The sequence below is a fragment of the Streptomyces sp. NPDC006208 genome (assembly GCF_040613775.1).
Lineage (GTDB): Bacteria > Actinomycetota > Actinomycetes > Streptomycetales > Streptomycetaceae > Streptomyces.
The window spans coordinates 98,234-118,425 of sequence record NZ_JBEXSW010000028.1 but is presented as its reverse complement, the minus strand read 5'-3'; the positions used below and the strand labels follow the sequence as shown (position 1 = coordinate 118,425).

Here is a 20,192-nt window from a genome sequence, read left to right as displayed (position 1 = left end):
CGCTCGTGACGAGGCGGGCTCCGGCATCGATGCGCAAGGTGCGCCCCGAGGGAGCGCGGTGACTTCTCGACGCTGCCGGGGGCCCGGGCCGCACCGCACAAGCTAGTCGTCGACGCACTCCCTGAACAGGCGTCAGGGTCATCTGGCGACGGGCAAGGCTGTCCCACGCACGGCTGTCTCCCGGGTGGGCCCGCCATGAGTATCGCGAAGAAGATTGCGCACAAAGCCCGAGGCGGTGAAACGCGGCGCCAAGGAGACTGTCGGTCGCGTTACCGGCGTCGGCGCCTGCAGGCCGAAGGTCGCGGTGGTCAGGCGAAGGGCAACATCAAGCAGGCCGGAGCGAAGATCAAGGACTCCTTCAAACACTGACCACTCGGCCCCGCACCAGCCGGTGGAGCGGCACCATGTCAAGTCCCGCTCCCCGACACCTGGAGAAGGCACGGGCGTAGGGCCGGAACTCCGTATCGATGTGCGCCTTGTTGGGGCCGGTGATGTACGGCTGGGCGCATATGTGGGCAGGTCCTCCAGCTGTTCGCGTATGGACTCGTCGCCCAGCTGGTGTCAAGTAGGGGTCTACGCTCGGCAGTACGAGTCGACAGGGGGCGCGCTATCCGCCGCCCTTGGGCAGCGGCTACGCTGTTCGGTGAGGCCCCAGCCCCCGGCAGCGATGACCTGTTCCGCTCCGGGAGGCCCGACATGTTCGTTCTGCTTCTCATCTTCGTCGTGGCACTGATCGGCTTCGGCTTCCTCAACCCCATGTGGTGGGTTGCTGCGGGCGTGTTGATCTTTGGCCTCGCCCACTTCGGCCGTGGTGGTTCCGGGCGCCGGAGCCACGGTGGCGATCCCGACTACCGGGACTACCGGGACTACCGGGATCAACAAGACCGCTGGGCCCGCCGATACAGTAGGCAACGCCGGAGCCGCTGGAATCGCCAGGACAGTCGGGACCGTCGGGACCACGATCATCGCAGGTGAACGGTGGGGTGACCCTGTGTCCAGACGCTTGGGGTGTGCTTCGCTCCGGCGCAAAGTCGCAGGTCCTAGCTTTGATCGGATGAGTCGCCGTACCACTCGACGGCGGTGCCGATCAGGCTCGCGGCGACGATGCGCTTCCGGCAGCCGGTCTGCCTCGGCAAGAACTTCGACGTCCTGGATGTCGGAGGGCGGCCGGCCCGAGCACAGCAAGGCCCCGGCAACGGCGGGCGCGTCGTTCGTCCGGACCACGCCGGTCCCGCGCTCCGTGCGGGCGCACCGGCATGGCGTTCCGGCACTGACGTGGCGGCGCGGACCTGGCGTCTGGCAGTAACCGGGTTCCTCGTTCCGTGCCGCGTCACATCGGGTGCTGACGCGTCACGACGCCGTGACCCGGGCCGCCGCCGGGGCTCGGTTCCAGTGCATCCGGGACCACGGCAGTGCCGGCCGACTCTGGTCGGAGACGTCCTGCGGGAGCGCACGGTGGCTGCGGCCGCGGTCCTGCACCGATTGCGCGGCATGCGCGTGACGGCGCCGGGGGGGTGACGCCGGTGCCCCGATCTCGTTGCTGCACCATCCGTATAATGGGGGCACGCTTCGACGCCGCCGGGGCCCGTACCAAGAGGTACGGGCCCCGGCGCGTTCCGGCGCCAGACCGAGGAAGGTTCCCCATGAACGCACAGCTGTCGGCCCCTGGACTCTCCCGTGCCGACAAGCCCCGGCGTGCCACAGCGCCGCAGGGGGAACTCTCGACGCCCCGGACGGTGGTCCCGGGCCTGCCGCCGGTCGAGTCCTTCGAAGCACTCGGGCTGCCGCCGGAGCTGATGAAGACGATGATCGGCCTCGAGGTGAAGGAGCCGTTCCCGATCCAGGCGGCGACCCTGCCCAACGCGCTGGCCGGCCGCGATGTCCTCGGCCGCGCGCGGACCGGTTCCGGCAAGACGCTCGCTTTCGGGCTTGCGCTGCTCGTCCGGACGGCAGGCCTGCGAGCGGAGCCGAAGCGGCCGCTCGCACTGGTCCTGGTGCCCACGCGGGAACTCGCGCAGCAGGTGAGCGACGCGCTGGCGCCGTACGCGCAGGCGCTCAACGTGCGGCTGGCGACGGTGGTCGGCGGGTTGTCGATCAACCGGCAGTCGGCGCTGCTGCGGACCGGCGCCGACGTGGTCATCGCGACGCCGGGGCGGCTGGTCGACCTGGTGTCGCGCAGGGACTGTCACCTGAACCAGGTGCGGATCACGGTGCTGGACGAGGCGGATCAGATGTGCGACCTCGGGTTCCTGCCTCAGGTGTCGGAAATCCTGGACCAGGTCCGCCCCGACGGGCAGCGGCTGCTGTTCTCGGCCACGCTGGACCGCAACATCGATCAGCTGGTACGGAGCTACCTGCGCGACCCGGTGCTCGCCTCGGTCGACAAGGTGGCGGGCTCGGTCACCACGATGGAGCACCACGTGCTCAACATCCACGCCGCCGACAAGTACGCGACCGCGACCGAAATCGCCGCGCGCGACGGCCGGGTACTGATGTTCCTGGACACCAAGGCCGGCGTCGACCGGTTCACCCGTCACCTGCGGGCCAGCGGCATACAGGCCGCTGCCCTGCACAGCGGGAAGTCGCAGCCGCAGCGCACCCACACGCTCGCCAAGTTCAAGGAAGGTGAGATCACCGTGCTGGTGGCCACCAATGTCGCGGCGCGGGGGATCCACATCGATGCGCTCGACCTCGTCGTCAACGTCGACCCGCCGGCCGACGCCAAGGACTACCTGCACCGTGGTGGGCGTACCGCACGCGCCGGGGAGTCCGGGAACGTGGTCACCCTGGTCACCCCCAACCAGCGACGCGATGTGAACCGGATGATGTCCGACGCCGGGATCCGGCCGACTGTCACACAGGTGCGCTCCGGCGAGGAGAAGCTGACCACCATCACCGGGGCGAAGCGCCCGCCGATCGGGGGGAGGACCAGCGGCGGCAACGCCCCCTTCCGCGGCCTCGGCACCCGTCCGGGCCGCCCCGCGAAGGAGTCCCGCAAAGCCGCCGAAGCCCGCAAGACCGCGGAGGCCCGCGCAGCGGCCCGGGTACGCAAGGGCCGCTGACGCCGGATGAAGCGGGTGGCCTTTGTGTGGTGATGCAAAGGGCAGCGGGCAGTCGACAACGGCGTCAGCACGCCAGCCGGTCAGCCGCTCGTCCGCGGCACGCTGGACCCGGGCAGACGCGCCACCCGAGGACGTGTACGCGAATGGGCCGGACCCGGGAAGGCCCCTTCTGAGCTGCGGTCCTCCGGGGCTGTCCGCTGTCAAGTCGGCGGTGTCTGATCGGAGTGGATTCGACGGCACCGGCCGAGCTGTGTTCCGGACGTCTCGCTGCTGGTCAGCGGTTGCTTGAAGTCCCGGTCGACCATGTCTGCCAGGACCGGGGGCGCGGGCACCGTAGCCGGTCCGGTCCGTAGTAGGTCTGCTTCGGCCTCATCGAGTAGTACAGGTAGTTCCGCTCGGCGGTGTCGGTGTCGGTGCCGGACCGGGCCTGCACGGCGCGCCAGTACCTGGGGCCTTCGCCGGGGGCGTCGCCGTCCGGGTAGAGCACGATGCCCATGACGCCGTGCATCGCTTCACTCTCTTCGGTCGTGTAGATGACGTCGGCGCCTTCCCGGTAGTCGATGATGCGTGCCCAGAACGGCCCGTGCAGGCCGAGCGCCCTGGGGAGTTCCAGGTGGCTGTCGATGAACTCGTCACCGCTGATCATCCCGTCGTGGGCGAACGGCGCCTCTGCCGCCATGTACGGCATGGCGAACATCTCGCCACGGCTTCTGGCGTGGAGGAAGTCTGCGGCTTCCAGCAGAGTCAGCCTTTCGAGTGACCGCGTCTGGAGAGACCGCAAGGTCTGCAACTCCTTGGGGGCGTATGCGCCGCAGTCAGTCATGGAGACACCTGCCAGTTCTGGTGAATCGTTCCGTGTCCCGCTCCGTGGTCGTTGCCTGCCGCCTGCCGGCCGATGAGGCGGGCGGGTGTGGTCGCGGCACGCACAGGTATTCCAGTGGCCCTGCGCCGGACCAAGACCTTGACGGCGACGGGCGGCATGGCCGGGGATCCGTCGGGCGTCCTATGGTCAAGGGTCGGGGAAGCTGCCCGTTTCAACCATCCGGCAGGTGTCCGGAACCACCCCCGCCGACTGGCTGGCGCAGCTCGCCGCCCGGCCGGATTCGGTGTCGGGCACCCGCAGGGCGTCCCTCCGCGTGGTACGAATCGGACAGTGGTCCGATGGCGAGTGGAGCCCGCGTGATCCGGGTATTGGTGGTCGACGACGAGGCATTGATCCGTACCGGCTTCCAGCGCATCCTCGATGCGGCGGACGGCATCGAGGTCGTGGCTGCGGTCCCTGGTGGCCAGGCGGTCCGGACGGCCCAGGAGGTACGCCCCGACGTCGTGCTGCTGGACATCCGGATGCCGGACGTGGACGGACTCACCGTCCTGGCCGGCCTCCGCCGGCTACCGCACCCTCCGGTCGTGGCCATGCTCACGACGTTCGACATGGACGAGTACGTGGCGAAGGCGCTTCGCTCCGGCGCCGCCGGCTTCCTGCTCAAGGACACCGACCCCGAGGAGCTTCCCTTCCTGGTACGGGCCCTTGCCGAAGGCGGCACCGTACTGTCGTCCAAGGTGACTCGGGCGGTCGTGGACGGCTACCTGGAAGCCGGCCTGCAGGAACCCGCTGCCCGCAGCCTCGGCCGGCTGACCGTACGCGAGCGGGACGTACTCGTCCTCATCGCCGAGGGTCTGTCCAACACCGACATCGCCGCGCGGATGCACCTGAGCACCGGCACGGTCAAGGACCATGTGAGCGCCATCCTCACCAAGCTGGAGGTGGGCAGCCGCGTCCAGGCCGCCCTGCTCGCCGAACGGGCGGGATTTCTCAAACCGACGCGGGACCAGGAGGGGCCATGACCCCCCGCCGCCTGCCCGCCCCCCTGCTGGACGCCGCCCTCGTCGGAGTCTCGCTGCTCGATGTCTGGGCCAACGTCGGCACCAGCGAGCCGCTGCGCCTGGCCTGCGCCCTGGCCGCTGCCCTCTGTCTGTTCCTGCGCCGTCGCCTTCCGCTGCTGACTTTCCTGCTGACCCTGCCCGCTGTCCTGCTCTCCGACGCGGTCTTCGCCGCGCTGGCCGCGCTGTACACCCTCGCCTCGCTCACCCGCCGACGCACCCTCCTCACCCTGTGTGCGGTGACGTTCACGATCAGTGACATCACCTCGTGGCCGGCACCGCACTTCGACCTGCACACCTCGACCTTGATCACCCTGGGTTACACCGGGGCGACGGCGGGCGCGGCCGTCTTTCTCGGTCAGCTCGTCCAGGCCCGGCGTGATCTGTCGCTGCGGATCGCGGAGATCTCCGAGGCGCGTGACCACGAGCGGCTGCTGACCGACCAGACCGTGCTGGCCAGGGAACGCGCGCAGCTCGCCCGGGAGATGCATGACGTGGTCTCCCACCAGGTCAGCCTGATTGCGGTGCGGGCCGGAGCGCTCCAGGTCGGCAGCCGGGACGCCGAGGTCAAGGAAGCCGCAGCCACGATCCGGCGGCTGAGCGTCCAGACCCTGGACGAACTGCGGCACATGGTCAGCGTCCTGCGTGACTCCGGCGGCCGCCCCACCGAGCTGACCCCGCAACCGTCCCTGGCCGACCTGCGGCAACTGGTCGACAACAGCGGCATCGAGGCCGAACTGCAGACGGACCTCCCCGACGGCCTCCCCCCGACCGTCCAGCGCGCCATCTACCGCACCGTCCAGGAAGCACTGACCAACGTACGCAAACACGCCCCCGGCGCCACCACGACGATTCGCATGTCCCACGAGGGCGGCACTGTCCGTGTCACGGTCACCAATACCGCGCCGACCCGGCGCGCTCTCCCTCTGCCCAGCGCGCACTACGGTCTGGTCGGCCTGCGTCAGCGCGCCGCGCTCTTCGGCGGAACCGTCACCTCCGGCCCCACGGCCGACGGCGGCTACGAACTCCGCCTGGAGCTTCCGGACATGAGCGCACCGTGACCAGGTGGCACCACATGGGCTCGAGGCTCGTGGCGGCTCTGGCGTCATGCCGACAAGGCGGCACCATGTGACCGTGGCGCCTACACCGACCACCGGCACCGAGATCCCCGGCCCAGCGCCTGGGAGTCGTCAGTCCCAGAGTTTGTACGTCACTTCCCGTTCCGTCTGCGCAGGCCTGCCGTCGGTGTAGGTGAGTTGCATCCGGGTGAAGTGCTGGAGCTCAGGATGCTTCTTCCACGTCTCCGGGCGGTCGAGCCTCACGGTGACGGGGTAGGAGTGGAATTTGCCTGCGGCGCAGTAGGGCTGACAGTCGTTCACCCAGTCGAGTCCGCTGGCGACCGCGGATTTCGTGCCCCAACTGGACCACTGAAGCCCGGTGAGGCGGTTGTTGCCGTCCCCGCAGGCGAGCAGGAAGTCGGCCGGGCGTACTTGTGATTTCGAGAAACAGTCGACGGCCACCACGTGAGCGGGCGAGGGTGACGCTGGGGCAGCGAATGCCGGTACTCCTGCTGTTGCGAGCGCTGTGGCAGCACACAGCATGACCGCTGTTCTGAGCTTGTTCCTCTGCATGTCGGCTCCTCAGCTGCCTCTTTTCGAGCCCATGTGGCTCTGCGTGTACACCTGACCCGACCCGCGCGCTGCGCGTCAGGAGCTGTCGTCGCTGGTGGTGCCGCCTTCCTTCCAGGGTTGTCCCTGAATCGACGCTACGGCCGTGCCCAGGGATGCACCACCCGTACGGCCTATAGCTGTGCAAAACGGACAATGTCACCTGGTCTCGGGCGGATCACGACGCCCGCCGGGCACCGGCTCCGCCTGCCCCTTCACAACCCGCTTCCACGACGTGGCCGGTCCAGCGGCCCGGTGACCGCGTCGGCGGCGCGGGGGGAACCTGCGAGGGAAAGGGCGTCCGGCTCGTCGGAGCTGAGCACATCGTCGCCGTACAGGCCTTTCAGCCAGTTCGTCTGGTAGACGGTGTCGAGATACCGATCGCCGAGGTCCGGGGCGATGGCCACCGCGGTGACTTCACGCTCGTCGTGCTCGGCCAACCAGCCCATCGCGCCACTGACCACCGTCCCGGTGGAGCCGCCGAACAGGAAGCCGTGCCGGGCGAGATAGTGGCAGGCACGGATGGTGTCCGCCTCCTCGACGCGCAGCACCTCGTCCACGTAGGACTCGTCGAGCAGCGGCGGCCGGATGCTCATGCCCAGGCCGGGAATCATCCGGCGGCCCGGCGCACCGCCGAACGCCACCGAGCCGACGCTGTCCACGGCGATGATCCGCACCTGCTGGTGCCACTGCCGGAAGTAGCGCGCGCAGCCCATCAGGGTCCCGGTGGTTCCGGCGCCGACGAACAGCACGTTCAGTCCCGGGAACTCGCGGGCGATCTCCGGCGCCGTCCTGCGGTAGTGCGCCTTCCAGTTGCTCGGATTGGTGTACTGGCTGAGCCACACGTACCGGTCGTCGGAAGCACACAGTTCGCGGATGTAGTCGATCCGCGCTCCGAGGAAGCCGCCGTTGGCCTCCTGGCCGGCGACGATGTGCACCTCGCTGCCCAGTGCCTCCATCATCAACCTGGTCGACAGGTTGCAGCGGGAGTCCGTCACGCACAGGAACCGGTAGCCCTTGCTCGCCGCGATCGTGCTCAGCGCCACGCCGAGGTTTCCTGACGACGATTCGACCAGGATCGAATCCGGCTTCAGGACTCCCTCCCGTTCAGCGGTCTCCACCATCTCGATCCCGGCCTTCAGTTTGATCGAGCCGGCGAAGTTGAAGCCCTCACACTTCAGGAAGAGCGAGCGACCGTAGATCGACCGAAGGTCGACATAGAGCTCCTCCTCGTTGAAGGCATAGGGGACAGATATGACGGGCACGGTGGCCTCCTCATCTGCAGCAGAGCACGTTCGCAACGTCCGTCCGGCCGCATACGGGCTTATCGCTCGCCTGGGCCGGAGCCTGCGTCCCGCAAGGCCGGACGACGGAACTCTGCGTCAGTGTCGGTGGTGTCGGGCGCCCTGACGTACGGCGGCTCGACCGGTGATCTCTCACTGGGATTCCTGTACAACCCTCCAGGGCTCGCGGCCGGTTCATCCGTACCGGCTCAGTTCGTGGAAGAAGTCGTCGACGACGTGCAAGTCTCCGGAGCGGGCCACCTCGTCGTAGACCCACTTGCCCACGGCGAGGTCGAGGACGCCGAGGCCGAAGGGCGAGAACACCACCGTCCGGTCCGCCGGTACCGTCACCCGCCCGGCCATCACGTCGTCCAGCGTGCCGTGCAGGAAGTCCCGGTTGCCTGTGAGCTGCTCGGCCAGATGCGTCGAGGTGTCGGCCTTCAGACAGTGCTCGATGTCGTCGACGATGTTGGTCGAGGCGAGCACGATCACCGGCGCGAGGTCGCGCAGTGACACGTGCAGCACCAGTGGATGGTGTGCGAACAGCGACAGGTCGCTGACGTGCGGCTGACCGGCGACGGTGGCGAAGACCACCAGGTCGCTGAGGCGGATCAGCTCCTCGGTGCTGTCGTGCACGGTGATCCTGCCGGCTGTGCCCGACTGTTCCAGGTAACAGCGGAAGCCGGCCGCGCTGTCGGCGGACAGGTCGTGCACGCCGATCTCGTCGAACGACCAGCCTGTGCCGGCCAGGAAGGTGTGGATGTAGCGGGCGATCAGGCCCGCCCCGACGAACCCGACGCGCGTCGGCCGCGGCCGGCTGTGGCTGAGGCATGCGGCCGCCGACGCCGCCGACGCGGCCGTCCTGGTGGCGCTGATGATCGAGCTTTCCAGACAGGCGAACGGGTAGCCGGTGTCGTGGTCGTTGAGGATCAGCACGGCCGAGGCCCGCGGGATGCCCGCCGTCACGTTCGCCGGGAAGCTGGAGATCCACTTCAGGCCGTCCACCCGCGTCTCTCCGCCGATCGAGGCGGGCAGCGCGATGATCCGGGAGGACGGGCGGTCGGGCAGCCGCAGGAAGTAGGACGGCGGGTTCACCGACTGGCCGGCGCTGTGCAGCCTGTAGGTGGCCTCGACCACCTCGACGATTTCCTTCTCGCGCCCCTGGAGTACGTGCTGAACCTGGGCACCGGAGATCACCGCGAACGGTGGCACAGTGAGCGGCTCGGACATTGAGGACTCCGTAGTGAGGGGACGGATGACGGTCATCCTGCGGTCACTTCGACGGTCGGTGAGCAGTCGTTCAGGTGTACCGCCCCGGCCATCGCGACCAGCACCTCGCGCGGTCCCTCGAAGGGCTCCCTGCTGTGCGCGGTGCGGATGTTGTCGACGAACAACAGGTCGCCGGTCTGCCACGGCTCGCGTGCGGTGCAGTCGTCGTAGACCTTGTTGATCTGTTGCACGACGTCCTCGCCGATCGGGTCGCCTTCGCCGAAGCGGGTGTTGAACGGCAGTCCGTCGGCGCCGTAGACGTCCACCAGGTACTCGCGCACCTCGGGGGCCATCGTCCACTCGTTGAGGAACGCGATCTGGTTGAACCAGCAGCGCCGGCCGGTGACGGGGTGTCGCACCACGGCGCTGCGGCGCTGCCTGGTGCGCAGTCCACCGTCGCCCTGCCACTCGAACTCGATCGCGTTGGCGCGGCAGTAGTCCTCGATGGCCCCCCGGTCCTCGGTGCCGAACGCCTCGGCCAAGGACGCCCCGATCTCGTCGTTGTAGCTGCGGGTGAGCAGCCAGCCCTCCCGCTCGAACCGCTCGGTCAACTCGGTGGGCAGCGCCTCGAGTACGGTCGGTGAGTCGGCCACCGCGGTGGCTCCGCCCGCGGTGGGCGCACCGAGGCACGCGAACACCATCAGGCCGGGGAACTCGAGCCGGTAGCTCAGTTCGTGATGCATGCACATCGGCTGGTTCGGCGGCCATGTCGACGACGAGTACACGCCTTCGGAGTACGCCTGACGGGGGGCGAAGGCCTCCTTCTCGGCCATCGGAGCGGTGGCCAGCTGCTGAAGAACAGCACCGAACTCGGCCGCGTCGCGCAGCTCCAGGCCACGGACCAGGACCGACCCGCGCCCGGCGACGACGGCGCGCAGGGCTTCACGCTGCTCGCCCACCCAGGTTGCCGCGTCGGCCGTGGCCTCGACCCGCAGCATGGGAGGTTTGCCGGGTTGTGACTCCACATCAAGCAGTGATGTCGGCAGTGAGGACGGCATCATGTGTTCCTTTCAGTCGCGGCTCAGGAAGAGCCCGGCCAGTCGGCGGCGCGCAGCACGGCCTTGGCCGCCTCGGTCGGACGGGTGCGCAGGAAGTAGTGGCCGCCGTCGGCGAGCTCGTGCAGGTCGACGTGCTCGGCCAGGAGCTGCCAGTCGCGGTACCGGCGCGGGAACTCCGCCGTGCTCGGGTCGTCTGCGGCAACGACCACGGTGACCGGCGCGGGCAGCCTCACTGTCGGTGGGGCATCCAGCGCGTCGGCGAAATAGCGGTGTGCGGACACGCAGTCGTGCCGGAAGGCGGCACCGACCTGCTCGGCGTGGTGCGCATCCAGCTCACCGAGCTCGGCGTACCCGCTGTCCACGGCCAGCCGTGCGGCGATCTCCGTGTTGCTCCGCTCGGCCAGCTCGGTGATGGCGGCGCGCCGGTCGCCGGCGTCACCGAGCAGCTGCGCTCCCAGGAACACCCGCTGGACCTCCAGGCCGCGCTCCTGCAGCTGCCTGGCCGTCTCCACGGCCAGTGCGGTGCCCGAGGAGTGACCCCACAGGAGGAGCCTGGTCAGGCCACGCCGGGTGATCTCGGTGACGATCTGCTCGGCCACCTGTGCCATCGGCGCGAACGGCTCCCTCTCGCGGGCCACATCGTGACCGGGCAGCTCCACGGCGTAGACCGACATGCCGCCGGTCGGCAGAGCCCTGGCCATCGGCCGGAAGTTCACGGCGTTGCCGCCGGCACAGGGAAAGCACAGCAGGGCACCGGACTGCGCCCGGTCCGGTCCCGACAGTGACTGCAGCAGCCCGGACCGCTCGGACCTGCCGTCGACCACTGCGGCAAGATCGGCGAGGGCCGGGTGACGGGTGACGTCCTTGAGGGTCACCGCACGGTCCAGGGCGATGGCCAGCTTCACTGCCGTCAGCGACGTACCGCCGCGGTCGAAGAAGTGGTCCCGCCGTCCGATCAGGTGCCGCGGAATGCCGAGCACCTGCTCCCAGGCGTCCGCGATCCGCTGTTCGGTCGGCGTGCTCGGCGCGTGGTGGTCGTCCTCGACGACGTCGAGTTCTCCGGCGAGCGCGCTCAGTGTCTTCCTGTCGATCTTGCTGTTGGCGGTCAGCGGCAGGTCTTCCCGCCAGTGGAAGGCGGACGGGACCATGTACTCGGGCAGCGAGGCACCCAGACCGTCCCGGAGGACGTCGACCTCCAGGGGCTGCGGTGCGCAGTAGAAGGCCACCAGGTGTTTGCTGCGGCCGGCCCGCTCGGCGATCACCACTGCGCCGTCCCGGACGCCGGGCACCCGCAGCAGGGTGTTCTCGATCTCGCCGATCTCGACGCGGAAGCCACGGATCTTGACCTGGTTGTCCCGGCGGCCGAGGAACTCCAGCTTCCCCTCCGGCTGCCAGCGGCCGTAGTCGCCGCCCCGGTAGAGCCGCCGGCCCGCGCGGTGCGGATCGTCCAGATAGGCCAGCCTGGTGCGTTCGGGGTCGTTGACATATCCGCGCCCGACGCAGACCCCGGAGAAGACGATCGCACCCGGGGCGCCCAGCGGAACGGGGGACAGGTGCTCGTCGACCACGTAGACATGAACGTTGTTGACGGGGCGCCCGAGCGGGACCCGGTCCCCGTCCGGCACCCGGTCCATGACCTCGTGGTTCGTGTCGTCCGAGGTCTCGGTCAGCCCGTAGGCATTGACCAGCTGGATCCTGGGCTCGGCCGTGAACCAGCGCTGGATGAGCTCCTTCTTCAACGCCTCGCCGGTGACCGACACACACCGCAGGTCCGGCAGCTCGCGGGGGTGCTGCTCCAGACAGGACAGCACGACATCGAGGTACGACGGCACGACCTGCAACACGGCCACCCGGCCGTCGATGATCTTGTCGATGAAGCGTTCGACGTCCAGGATCACTTCCTGCTCGATCAGCAGGGTCCGCCCACCGACCAGCAGCGCCGACAGCAGCTGCCACAGCGAGATGTCGAAGCACTGGGGTGCGGTCTGGGCCACCACCTGCCCCTCGCCGATCCCCAGGTCGTCGATCTTGGCGTAGAGATGGTTGAGCATGCCCGCGTGCTCGCACATCGCACCCTTGGGCTCACCGGTGGAGCCGGAGGTGAAGTAGATGTAGGCCAGCTGGTCCGGCGCGACGCCGACGCCGGGATCATCGTCGGCGTGTTCCTCCTCGTAGGCCGTGTCGACGAAGAGTGTCCGGACCGAGGACAGCGCGTCGAGGGCCTGATCGAGGGTGGCGGTGCTGCCTCGTTCGGTCAGTACGAGGGCGCACTCGGCGCGGGAGAGCGTGGTCGCGATGCGCTCGGCCGGGAAATGCGGCTCGATGGGCAGATACACTCCACCGGCCTTGAAGACCGCCAGGACCGCGGCCAGCCAGTCCAGGTTGCGCTCGGTCACCACTGCGACGACCCCTTCGCGGCGCAGGCCCCGGGCCAGCAGAGCGCGTGCCACCCGATTGGCGCGGGCGTTGAGCTCCTGGTACGTCCACTCCCGTCCGCCGTGCATCGCCGCGACGGCGTCCGGATGCGCCCGCACCTGCTGCTCGAACAACTCGTGCACCCGAAGGTCCGGCAACTCCCGGCACGGTCCCGCCAGCCCGTCGAGCTGGAAGCGCAACTCCTCGGCGGACAGCAGGCTCTGCCGCCCGTGCCCGGCATCGGGGTCGGCGGCGATCAGCCTCAGTGCGGCAAGGTGATAGCCGGCGATGCGGGCCGCGCAGTCGGCGTCGAGCACCTCGGTGCGGTAGCGCAGCCGCAGTCCGAGCCGGCCGCCGCAGTGCGCGATCCCCACCCGCAAAGCCGTGTCCTCGGCCGGCTCACCGCCGGCGCCGGCCGGATCGAGCACGGTCTCGAAGAGCGGCCCGGTCAGTCCCAGCTCGCGCCGCAGGTCATCGATCGGGAAGTCCTTGTGCGACAGCAGCTCCGACTCGACCTGGTGCGCGCTCAGCAGCAGCGTCCGCCACGAGCCCGGATCCGTCGTCAGCCGGCACGGCAACGGCCGGCCGCCCTCCGGCGGAACGTAGCCGGTCACGACCTCCGTCTCGCCGGACAGCGCGCCGAGCACCTTCGCGTGCGCGGCCAGCAGAACCGAACTGTGCGGCACCGCCGCCTCGTCCGTCAGCCGGCGCAGCCCTTCCACGACCTCGTCCGGGACAGTCGCTTCGTGCTCACCCACGCCCGGCACCGGATGGAGTGTCCACCGCGGGATCGGGGTGAAACCGCCGGCAAGGAGCACACCGCGCCAGAAGTCACGGCCGGGGTCCATGTGCGTTCCCATTGCATCCTCCCCTCTGCTCACCGGCCCCACAGTGCTGTTCGCGCACCGGCGCTACGGGGTGACCGAGGGCTTGTCGCATCTCCGAGGCAGGGTTGCCTCCCCACGACGCGTGCGGGGGCATCTCCTCGCCCTTCATGAGGAAGGAGTCGGATGCGAGCACCGCGCCGTCGCCCATCGTCACGCCGTAGTGGACGTGGGCTCCGACACCGAGAGTGCAGCCGCTGCCGAGCGTGGTGTGGTCGGACTTGAAGGTGCCGTCCTCCTGCGAGTGGCACTGGATCTTGCTCCCGGCGTTGAGCGTGCAGCCGTCCGCGATGGCGATGAGCGTACGCTCGGTCAGGATGCAGCCGTCGTCGAAGACCTTGCTCCCGAGCCGGACACCCAGCATCCGCCAGATCATGTTCTTGAAGGGGGTGCCGTTGAAGACCATGAAGTATTCGACCGGCACCTTCCAAAGGCGCTCGTGCAACCAGAAGTTCGGGTCGTAGATGGAGCACAACTGCGGTCGCAGTGCGCGGAATCCCGTGATGACGCGTTCCACCAGTACGTAGTAGAGCGCGGTGAACACGAGGGCGACGGCCAGGGACGCGGCGATCATCACCTGTCCGAAAGCGCCGTACAGCTCGACGGCCGCGAGGCCGAGGAGCGTGAGCGCAAGCAGGTGCAGCCACCGCACGAACAGGAACGCACCCATCGTGCGGATGTTGTAGCGGTTCTTCGCGGCGAGGTGGTCGCGCAGGGTGTCCCCGCCCCGCAGATGGTCGAACCGGCTGTCGCGCTCCACCGACCGGGGAATCTCGAAGCAGGGCGAGCCGAGCAGGCCCACCCCCTCGCGGACCTCGCCGTCCAGCGGAACCATCACCTTGGTCGCGAGGAGGCAGTTGTCGCCCGTCCTGGCCCGCGAAGGATAGGCGATGTTGTTCCCGAGGAAGTTGCGCGGCCCGATCGATGCCTCGGACACGCAAAAGGATGTGCTCGAGAAGTCGGCGTTGATGATCGAGAGCCCGTCGGCGATCATCGTTCCGCTGCCGACACGGCTCAGGTACGGCGTCTCGTGCTGCACTTCCGTGCCGAAGTTGGAGCCGGTCTGTTCGACCTGGGACAGGTCGTAACCGAGGCCGCGCAGATAGTGGACGATGTAGGAGCTGTCGCCGAAGAGCCATTTGAAGAACTTTATGTTCGTCATGCGTGCGATCGCCCGGTGCACGGAGTAATGAAAGCCGTACAGCGGATAGGCCTTGTCCGGCTTGATCAGCAGGTTCAGCAGGCGGGGAACGGTGAGCAGTACGGCGAGGCCCACCACGCCGAAGCCGAGGAAAAGCGCGAGGGAAAGGACCAGCGCGTCGGTGAAGAGCTGCGGCGTGGTGATCCCCACCGCCTCCAGGCCCGGCACGTTGACCAGAGCAGGGAACACGGCCAGCAGCATGTACAGGCCCCCGACGGTCAGGGGCACGTACAGCAGGAGCACCTGGAGCACGGTGACGAGGCCGTAGCCGGCCCGGCGCAGCGTGCCGCAGCGCGCCGGTGCGACCCTCACGTACTCGACCTCCGTGCGCTGTGCCGGGGATCCGTGCCATCGCTGGCCGTCGGGGACCACCTGGCCGCTGTGCAGCGACGATGAGTGGCCGAGTTGCGCACCGTCGCCCATCGACGTGTCGATGTCGAGCACGGTCTTCTCGCCGATGAACACGTTGCTGCCGAGGGTGACCGGGCCGGTCTGGATACGCCCGGCGTGCGCCCGGTAGCAGAGGAGGAACGCTTCCTTGCGGATCACGGTACCGGCGCCGATCGTGAGCAGGTCGGTGCAGACCGGAATGGTTCGGGAGAGGACCGTGACCCCCTTGCCGATCCGTGCGCCGAGGGCCCGCAGGTACAGCACGTACAGCGGATTGCCGACGAAGAAGATCATCGGGTTGGCGTGGACCAGCGCCTTGACGGTCCAGAAGCGCAGATAGGTCAGACCCCAGACCGGGAAGTCGCGGGGCTTCCACCGGCCGATGAGGATCCATTTGGCCACGATCGGCAAGGTGCACAGGCCGACGAAGCCGATGCCGCCGAAGACGACCGAGCGCAGGTAGACGTCGGTGACACCCGAGCCGGCGGAGACCCACTCGTAGCCTCGGGCGACGACAATTCCGGAGAGGCAGCAGTATCCGACGAAAATCAGCAACTGCAGTGTTCCGCAGAGGGCGTACCGCAGTGTGCCTGCTGGTGCCACTGCCTCGGTCGACAGCGGGACCGGCGTCTCGACGGGGGTGGGTGCGGCATCCTCGAAGGCCGTTGCCAGGCTTCGGATCGTCGGGTTCCGGTAGATGTCCTTCATCGACACCGACGGCAGGTCCGCCCGCTTCCTGACTCGTGCACAGAAATGGGCCATCACCAGCGAGTTGGCGCCGAGGTCATCGAAGAAGTGGCCGTCGACCGGCACCTGCTCGATGCACGCGACATCAGCCAGCACATCGGCGAATTCTTTTTCGATGCCGGTCTTCGGGCCGGTGTATCTGCGCTTGATGATTGCAGATTCATCCGGCCCGGGCGTCAAGACTTCGACGGAATTTTCCTCCATGCGAGCTCCCTGAGGAAATATCGACCACCACCGGCCGCCGCGGCCGGCGTCCTGTCCTCGCGCTCGTCGGTGGCCGGAGCGAGTAATCCGGAAGCCACTAGGTCGTGGGCTCTTGTCCGGCCACAAATCTCTGACTCCAGTCTCCGCCGTCCACCGTCGGGTTGCCACTCGAAGGCGATTACTTCCTCGACAGGGATCTGACCGAATCCGCTGTGCAGTAAAAGCAGCTGTGCAGTAAAAGCAGTGGACGGCAAGGCGGTCCACGATCCGCCGCGATGGAGGCCGCGCGGAAGTGGCCGACACCGCCGGTGACCTCCGCCGACGAGCCGCCCGGGGATCTGTCCGTTCCCCGGCAGCCGTCCGCTGGTCGGGGCGGTGGGCAAGGGTGGGGCGGAACCGGGCGTGCGCGGCCATGTGCATCGGGGTGTGGAACACGGCATCACTGCGGGTGGCGTGCGCGTACGGAAAGTGGCGCAGTCGTGATCGGCCGCGCGTGCCAGGAGCCGCGCCGGCAGGCCCGCGAGGGCCAACTGGCTGCGCGGCCACATGGCGTCCATGCCTGGCGACGGAAGGTGATCAGCCGCTTCCAGCCGCTTCCCCGATGCCGGGTTTGACATGACCGCTTTTCTGGCATTGCCCTGCGGCCGGGAGGCGCCGCGCTCCGCTGTGGCGCGGATGTGCCCCCTGTCCCACGGCCGGGGGCATACTCTCCGCCCCCACCGTGTGACACCTCGTCACCGAAGCCTTCGTGCACCGGGATCCGGGCCGGGTCAGCGCGAACTCTCCGTCGGTGCAAGCGATGTGAGACCGGCTGTCACGCCCCGCGCGCGGTAGGCGGCACCCGGTGCTGCTCCACCACCGTGTGCACCCGCACGCCCGGGAACGTGTCCCGGTGCTCGCACAGCGGCCCGCGCCGGCCGCGGCCGCACGGGCAGAGACAGGGCTTCACACTGTGTGCGTCACGGCAGCACGTCGTGACGCCTGTCCTAGGCGTCATCGTCCGTGTCGCATGCCTCCAGGGAGCGGACAGCCGGGCCGTGGAGCACTCGGCCGTCCACGTCGAAACGGGACCCGTGGCAAGGGCACTCCCAGGCGGACTCGGCTTCGTCGAAGTGCACGACGCAGCCGAGATGCGTGCAGCGGGCAGAGACACGGTGCAGAGCGCCGGACGTGTCCCGGTGCACGGCCTGTGGCCCGGTGCCTCGTCCGCGTACCACAGCGCCCTCGCCCGGTCCGATGTCGTCCACCGAATCCGTGTACCGGCCGGGCAGGCGGTCGGCCACGAAGTGCTTGGCCGTCTTCGCCCCCAGCCTCAGCATCTCCGGCCCCTCACTCAGCGGGTGCAGCCGGACGGGGTCGTACAGGCTCGACCATGCCGGAGCCGTGCCCGTGATCAGTCCGGCCAGCAGCTTGCCCGACATCACGCCTCCGCTCAGGCCCCAACCTCCGAAGCCGGTAGCCACGTAGGCGTGTTCTGCCCGGGCGTGCAGTCGTCCGACGTACGGAACGTGGTCGGTGGAGAAGTTGTCCTGCGTGGCCCAGCGGTGCGTGACGCTGAAGTCCGGGAAGTGCTTCGTGGTCCACCGCGTGAGAGAGCCGAAGTGCGCGGCCGCGCCATGGTCCCCCGGGTCGCCGGGGGTGAACTTCTCGCCGGTCACGATCAGCAGGCGACCGCGGTCGCCTGCCGGTGCGGTGCGCAGCGAGCGGGTGTTGTCGTCCTCGGTGAGGAACATGCCGTCCGGAACAGGACCGTCCGGCGGCAGCGGCCCCGCGATGACGACCTCCCGTTTCGGTTCCAGCCTGGTGAAGAGCAGAGCACGGTCGAAGACCGGGTAGTGCGTGGCCACGACGACGTCGTCCGCCTCGACGGTATGGCCGCCGTCTGTGGTCAGCCGGCACCGGTCCGACTCCCGGAGGCCGGTCACACGGCTGCACTCGTAGATCCTTCCGCCCCGGCGCGTGAGATCGGTGGCGAGGGCGAGCAGGAATTTGCGGGGGTGGAACTGCACCTGATCGCCCAGCCGTACGGCTCCGGCGACCGGGAACGGGAGCGGCACGTCCTGGACATACGAGACCATGAGACCTGCGGTCACGGCAGCGTCGGCCTCCTCGCGCAGGTCCCCGGTGCGCGCGGGATCAGTGACATAGGTGTACGCGGCGGTCCGTTCCAGGTCGCAGTCGATGCCGAGTGCTTCGCTCACCTGGAGTGCATGCGTCACGGCGTCCTTCTGCGAGGCGGCGTACTGGCGAGCGCCCTCGGCACCGCGGGCCTTGCGGATGCGGTGGTACGCCATGCCGTGCAACGCCGACAGCTTCGCCGTGGTGTGGCCGGTCACGCCGTGCGCGATCCGGTCGGCCTCGACGAGTGCCACCTGCCGACCCGCCCGGACCAGCTCCCACGCCGTGCAGATCCCGGCCATGCCCGCGCCGACCACGGCGACGTCGACCCGGATGTTGCCCCTGAGAGGGGGATGTTCCGGGCCCGGGTCGTACTCCGTCCACAGTGATCCGGCCGGCTTCCCGGAGTTCGCCATGACGTCCTCCTCGCCTTTCGTACGGCGCTTGACCAGCGGGAGCCCGATATCACGGGCGTGCGACACGACCCGGCGTGCACGACGAGGCGAGTACCCCGTAGGTGGCGGCGCACTCGAGCGGATCGCCGGCGCCGGCCGTGAGGACCGCCAGGTGGTCGACGACGTCATTCAGGCTGCCGGTGCGCAGGTGGCGGGCGCGCTGGCGGTCGGCGCCGCTGCCGAAGGCATGGTGGCGATCGAGGAGTTGCCGGGCCAGGGCCAGATCCGAGGCTGCGCAGAGGCCGGGTGCCGCTCGGGCGGCCAGTCCTTCGATGAGCTGTCGCATCGGGACCTCCGCGCCGGTCAGAGGGTCGATGCCCAGCCCCGTGGAGCCGAGGCGGGCCGCTCGCCGGTGTGCGGCGCGCAGGAGGCCGGGCGGGACGTGCGGCGGCGGGCGTCCGTCCTGGACGCCGGGGAGCAACGCCGTGCACAGGCCGCGCGTCAGCACGGCGATGAGCAGGGCGGTGTCCAGATCGGCGTTGACGTCCGCGATCCGGATCTCCAGCGTCGGTACGTGCTCGGACGGCCGGGCGTACCAGGAGATCGACCGCCGGTCGAGCAGGATCCCGGAGGTGACGAGCGCGTCGGCGGTGGCTTCGTATGCCGTTCTGCTGAGCACGGGTGGGGGCTCGGTCGTGGGCCAGAGTTCGGACCGTATGGCCCGCCGGCTGGCGAATCCGGTGTCCCGGCCCCCGCTGAACGGTGAGTTGACGGCGAGCGCCTGCAGGGTGGGCAGCCACGGGCGTGCCCCATTGGTCAGGTCCAGGGCCTGCGAGCGGTCGATGGAGCCGACATGTATGTGGCAGCCGCACGTCGGTCCGTCTCTGCCGTCCACGGCCGCGCGAAAGAGGGCTTCCATGCGCCGGCAGCGGGGCTTGTCCGTGACCGGAATGGGACCGGAAGGGGGCACGACAGGTGTGCCGGAAGCGAGAAGCAGACAGCCGGCGTCCCGGGCGGCTCCCACCACCGCGCCCCGCAGAGCAGTCATTTGGGCGCGCAGATTCGCGGACGAGGCCGTCGGGTTCGTACAGACCTCCACCATGGAGCGGTAGAACTCGGCCTGCACCTGCTCGCCCAGCACGGCGGCAGCCCGTGCGATCACCGGCGGCGCCCTGGGCACAGGAGCGCGCGAGTGGCGGTCGACGAGGAAGAACTCCTCCTCGACCCCCATCGTCAGCACCTGAAACCCGCCGGCGGTGTCGGTCGGAGGCTCCACTGCGGAATTCTGTTGTGGGCTGTACCCGGAGCCCACCGGCTCCACCAGGGTCATGCGGCGCGTCCACCCCGCGCCTCGATGGGCACACAGGGGGTCGGCCAGGACCGGGAACAAATTCGTCCGACACGTGTGTGGCGGAACTCAATCGGGGAAGTCGCAGCACGGAGGTTGATTCCCATGGTTCCTCTGCTGCTCGTTCTGCTTCTCGTGCTGATTCTTTTCGGTGCGGGTTTCGCCCTCGACGCATTGTGGTGGATCGCCATCATTCTGTTGGTCGTGTGGCTGATCGGGTTCTTCGTCAGGCCGTCGGGCGGCGGGGGTCGCTGGTATCGCTGGTAGGTCGCCGATGACTGACGGCGGTCGCGGGGATCTCCGTAATCTCTCGAAAGCGTTGTGAGGGTT

15 protein-coding genes and 1 pseudogene are annotated in these 20,192 nt (G+C 68.9%); 7 read left to right on the top strand and 9 right to left on the bottom strand.

All coding sequences use genetic code 11. From position 1 onward, the window contains the following. The first annotated feature begins 195 nt into the window (after nt 1-195). The 3 genes from ABZ208_RS23355 to ABZ208_RS23345 all read left to right on the top strand — a co-directional run bounded on the left by ABZ208_RS23355 (nt 196) and on the right by ABZ208_RS23345 (nt 3,062). The gene (locus ABZ208_RS23355) at nt 196-369 is read left to right on the top strand and encodes a CsbD family protein (RefSeq protein WP_356911385.1); all 174 of its coding nucleotides are present in this window, start codon (nt 196-198) and stop codon (nt 367-369) included. Between the two features lie 327 nt (nt 370-696). Further along, the gene (locus tag ABZ208_RS23350) at nt 697-975 is read left to right on the top strand and encodes a hypothetical protein (RefSeq protein ID WP_356911384.1); all 279 of its coding nucleotides are present in this window, start codon (nt 697-699) and stop codon (nt 973-975) included. A 668-nt stretch (nt 976-1,643) separates the two neighbouring features. Beyond that, the gene (locus tag ABZ208_RS23345; RefSeq protein WP_356911383.1) at nt 1,644-3,062 is read left to right on the top strand and encodes a DEAD/DEAH box helicase; all 1,419 of its coding nucleotides are present in this window, start codon (nt 1,644-1,646) and stop codon (nt 3,060-3,062) included. A gap of 274 nt (nt 3,063-3,336) precedes the next feature. Here ABZ208_RS23345 and ABZ208_RS23340 read toward each other — a convergent pair whose 3' ends face one another. Beyond that, nucleotides 3,337-3,885, bottom strand: a complete 549-nt coding sequence (locus tag ABZ208_RS23340) for a hypothetical protein (RefSeq protein WP_356911382.1) — start codon at nt 3,883-3,885, stop codon at nt 3,337-3,339. A 356-nt stretch (nt 3,886-4,241) separates the two neighbouring features. On the opposite strand from ABZ208_RS23340, the gene ABZ208_RS23335 reads away from it, so the two are divergent. Then, nucleotides 4,242-4,907, top strand: coding sequence for a response regulator transcription factor (locus ABZ208_RS23335; protein WP_356911393.1), 666 nt, complete (start codon nt 4,242-4,244; stop codon nt 4,905-4,907). Continuing rightward, a complete protein-coding gene (locus ABZ208_RS23330) occupies nt 4,904-6,004 on the top strand; it encodes a histidine kinase (RefSeq protein ID WP_356911381.1) in 1,101 nt (366 codons plus the stop codon). Before ABZ208_RS23335 ends, ABZ208_RS23330 begins: the two co-directional genes overlap by 4 nt. Nucleotides 6,005-6,133: 129 nt before the next feature. Here the strand turns inward: ABZ208_RS23330 and ABZ208_RS23325 are convergent, their stop codons facing one another. From ABZ208_RS23325 to ABZ208_RS23300, 6 genes are all read right to left on the bottom strand, one after another. Then, nucleotides 6,134-6,463 carry a hypothetical protein gene (locus ABZ208_RS23325; protein ID WP_356911380.1) on the bottom strand — a complete coding sequence of 110 codons (330 nt, stop codon included), beginning with the start codon at nt 6,461-6,463 and terminating at the stop codon, nt 6,134-6,136. Nucleotides 6,464-6,825: 362 nt separating this feature from the next. Further along, entirely contained in the window at nt 6,826-7,875 is a 1,050-nt protein-coding gene (sbnA, locus tag ABZ208_RS23320; RefSeq protein ID WP_356911379.1) for a 2,3-diaminopropionate biosynthesis protein SbnA, read from the bottom strand. 213 nt (nt 7,876-8,088) lie between these two features. Continuing rightward, nucleotides 8,089-9,123: a 2,3-diaminopropionate biosynthesis protein SbnB gene (gene sbnB / locus ABZ208_RS23315; RefSeq protein WP_356911378.1), complete on the bottom strand. Its 1,035-nt coding sequence runs from the start codon at nt 9,121-9,123 to the stop codon at nt 8,089-8,091. Between the two features lie 32 nt (nt 9,124-9,155). Then, nucleotides 9,156-10,160, bottom strand: a complete 1,005-nt coding sequence (locus tag ABZ208_RS23310) for a TauD/TfdA family dioxygenase (protein WP_356911377.1) — start codon at nt 10,158-10,160, stop codon at nt 9,156-9,158. 23 nt (nt 10,161-10,183) lie between these two features. After that, nucleotides 10,184-13,435: an amino acid adenylation domain-containing protein gene (locus tag ABZ208_RS23305; protein WP_356911376.1), complete on the bottom strand. Its 3,252-nt coding sequence runs from the start codon at nt 13,433-13,435 to the stop codon at nt 10,184-10,186. Beyond that, entirely contained in the window at nt 13,407-16,001 is a 2,595-nt protein-coding gene (locus ABZ208_RS23300) for a Pls/PosA family non-ribosomal peptide synthetase (protein ID WP_356911392.1), read from the bottom strand. Before ABZ208_RS23300 ends, ABZ208_RS23305 begins: the two co-directional genes overlap by 29 nt. 387 nt (nt 16,002-16,388) lie before the next feature. Between ABZ208_RS23300 and ABZ208_RS23295 the strand changes: the two are divergent. Further along, nucleotides 16,389-16,615, top strand: a pseudogene (locus tag ABZ208_RS23295) (hypothetical protein); the annotation flags it as partial. A gap of 372 nt (nt 16,616-16,987) precedes the next feature. Here the strand turns inward: ABZ208_RS23295 and ABZ208_RS23290 are convergent. Further along, nucleotides 16,988-18,535 (bottom strand): FAD-dependent oxidoreductase, encoded by a 1,548-nt coding sequence (locus tag ABZ208_RS23290; RefSeq protein ID WP_356911375.1) that lies wholly within the window; start codon nt 18,533-18,535, stop codon nt 16,988-16,990. Between the two features lie 49 nt (nt 18,536-18,584). Beyond that, a complete protein-coding gene (locus tag ABZ208_RS23285) occupies nt 18,585-19,790 on the bottom strand; it encodes a YbdK family carboxylate-amine ligase (protein WP_356911374.1) in 1,206 nt (401 codons plus the stop codon). A gap of 177 nt (nt 19,791-19,967) precedes the next feature. Between ABZ208_RS23285 and ABZ208_RS23280 the strand changes: the two genes are divergently transcribed. Continuing rightward, nucleotides 19,968-20,129, top strand: a complete 162-nt coding sequence (locus ABZ208_RS23280) for a DUF5670 family protein (protein WP_356911373.1) — start codon at nt 19,968-19,970, stop codon at nt 20,127-20,129. Nucleotides 20,130-20,192: the final 63 nt, after the last annotated feature.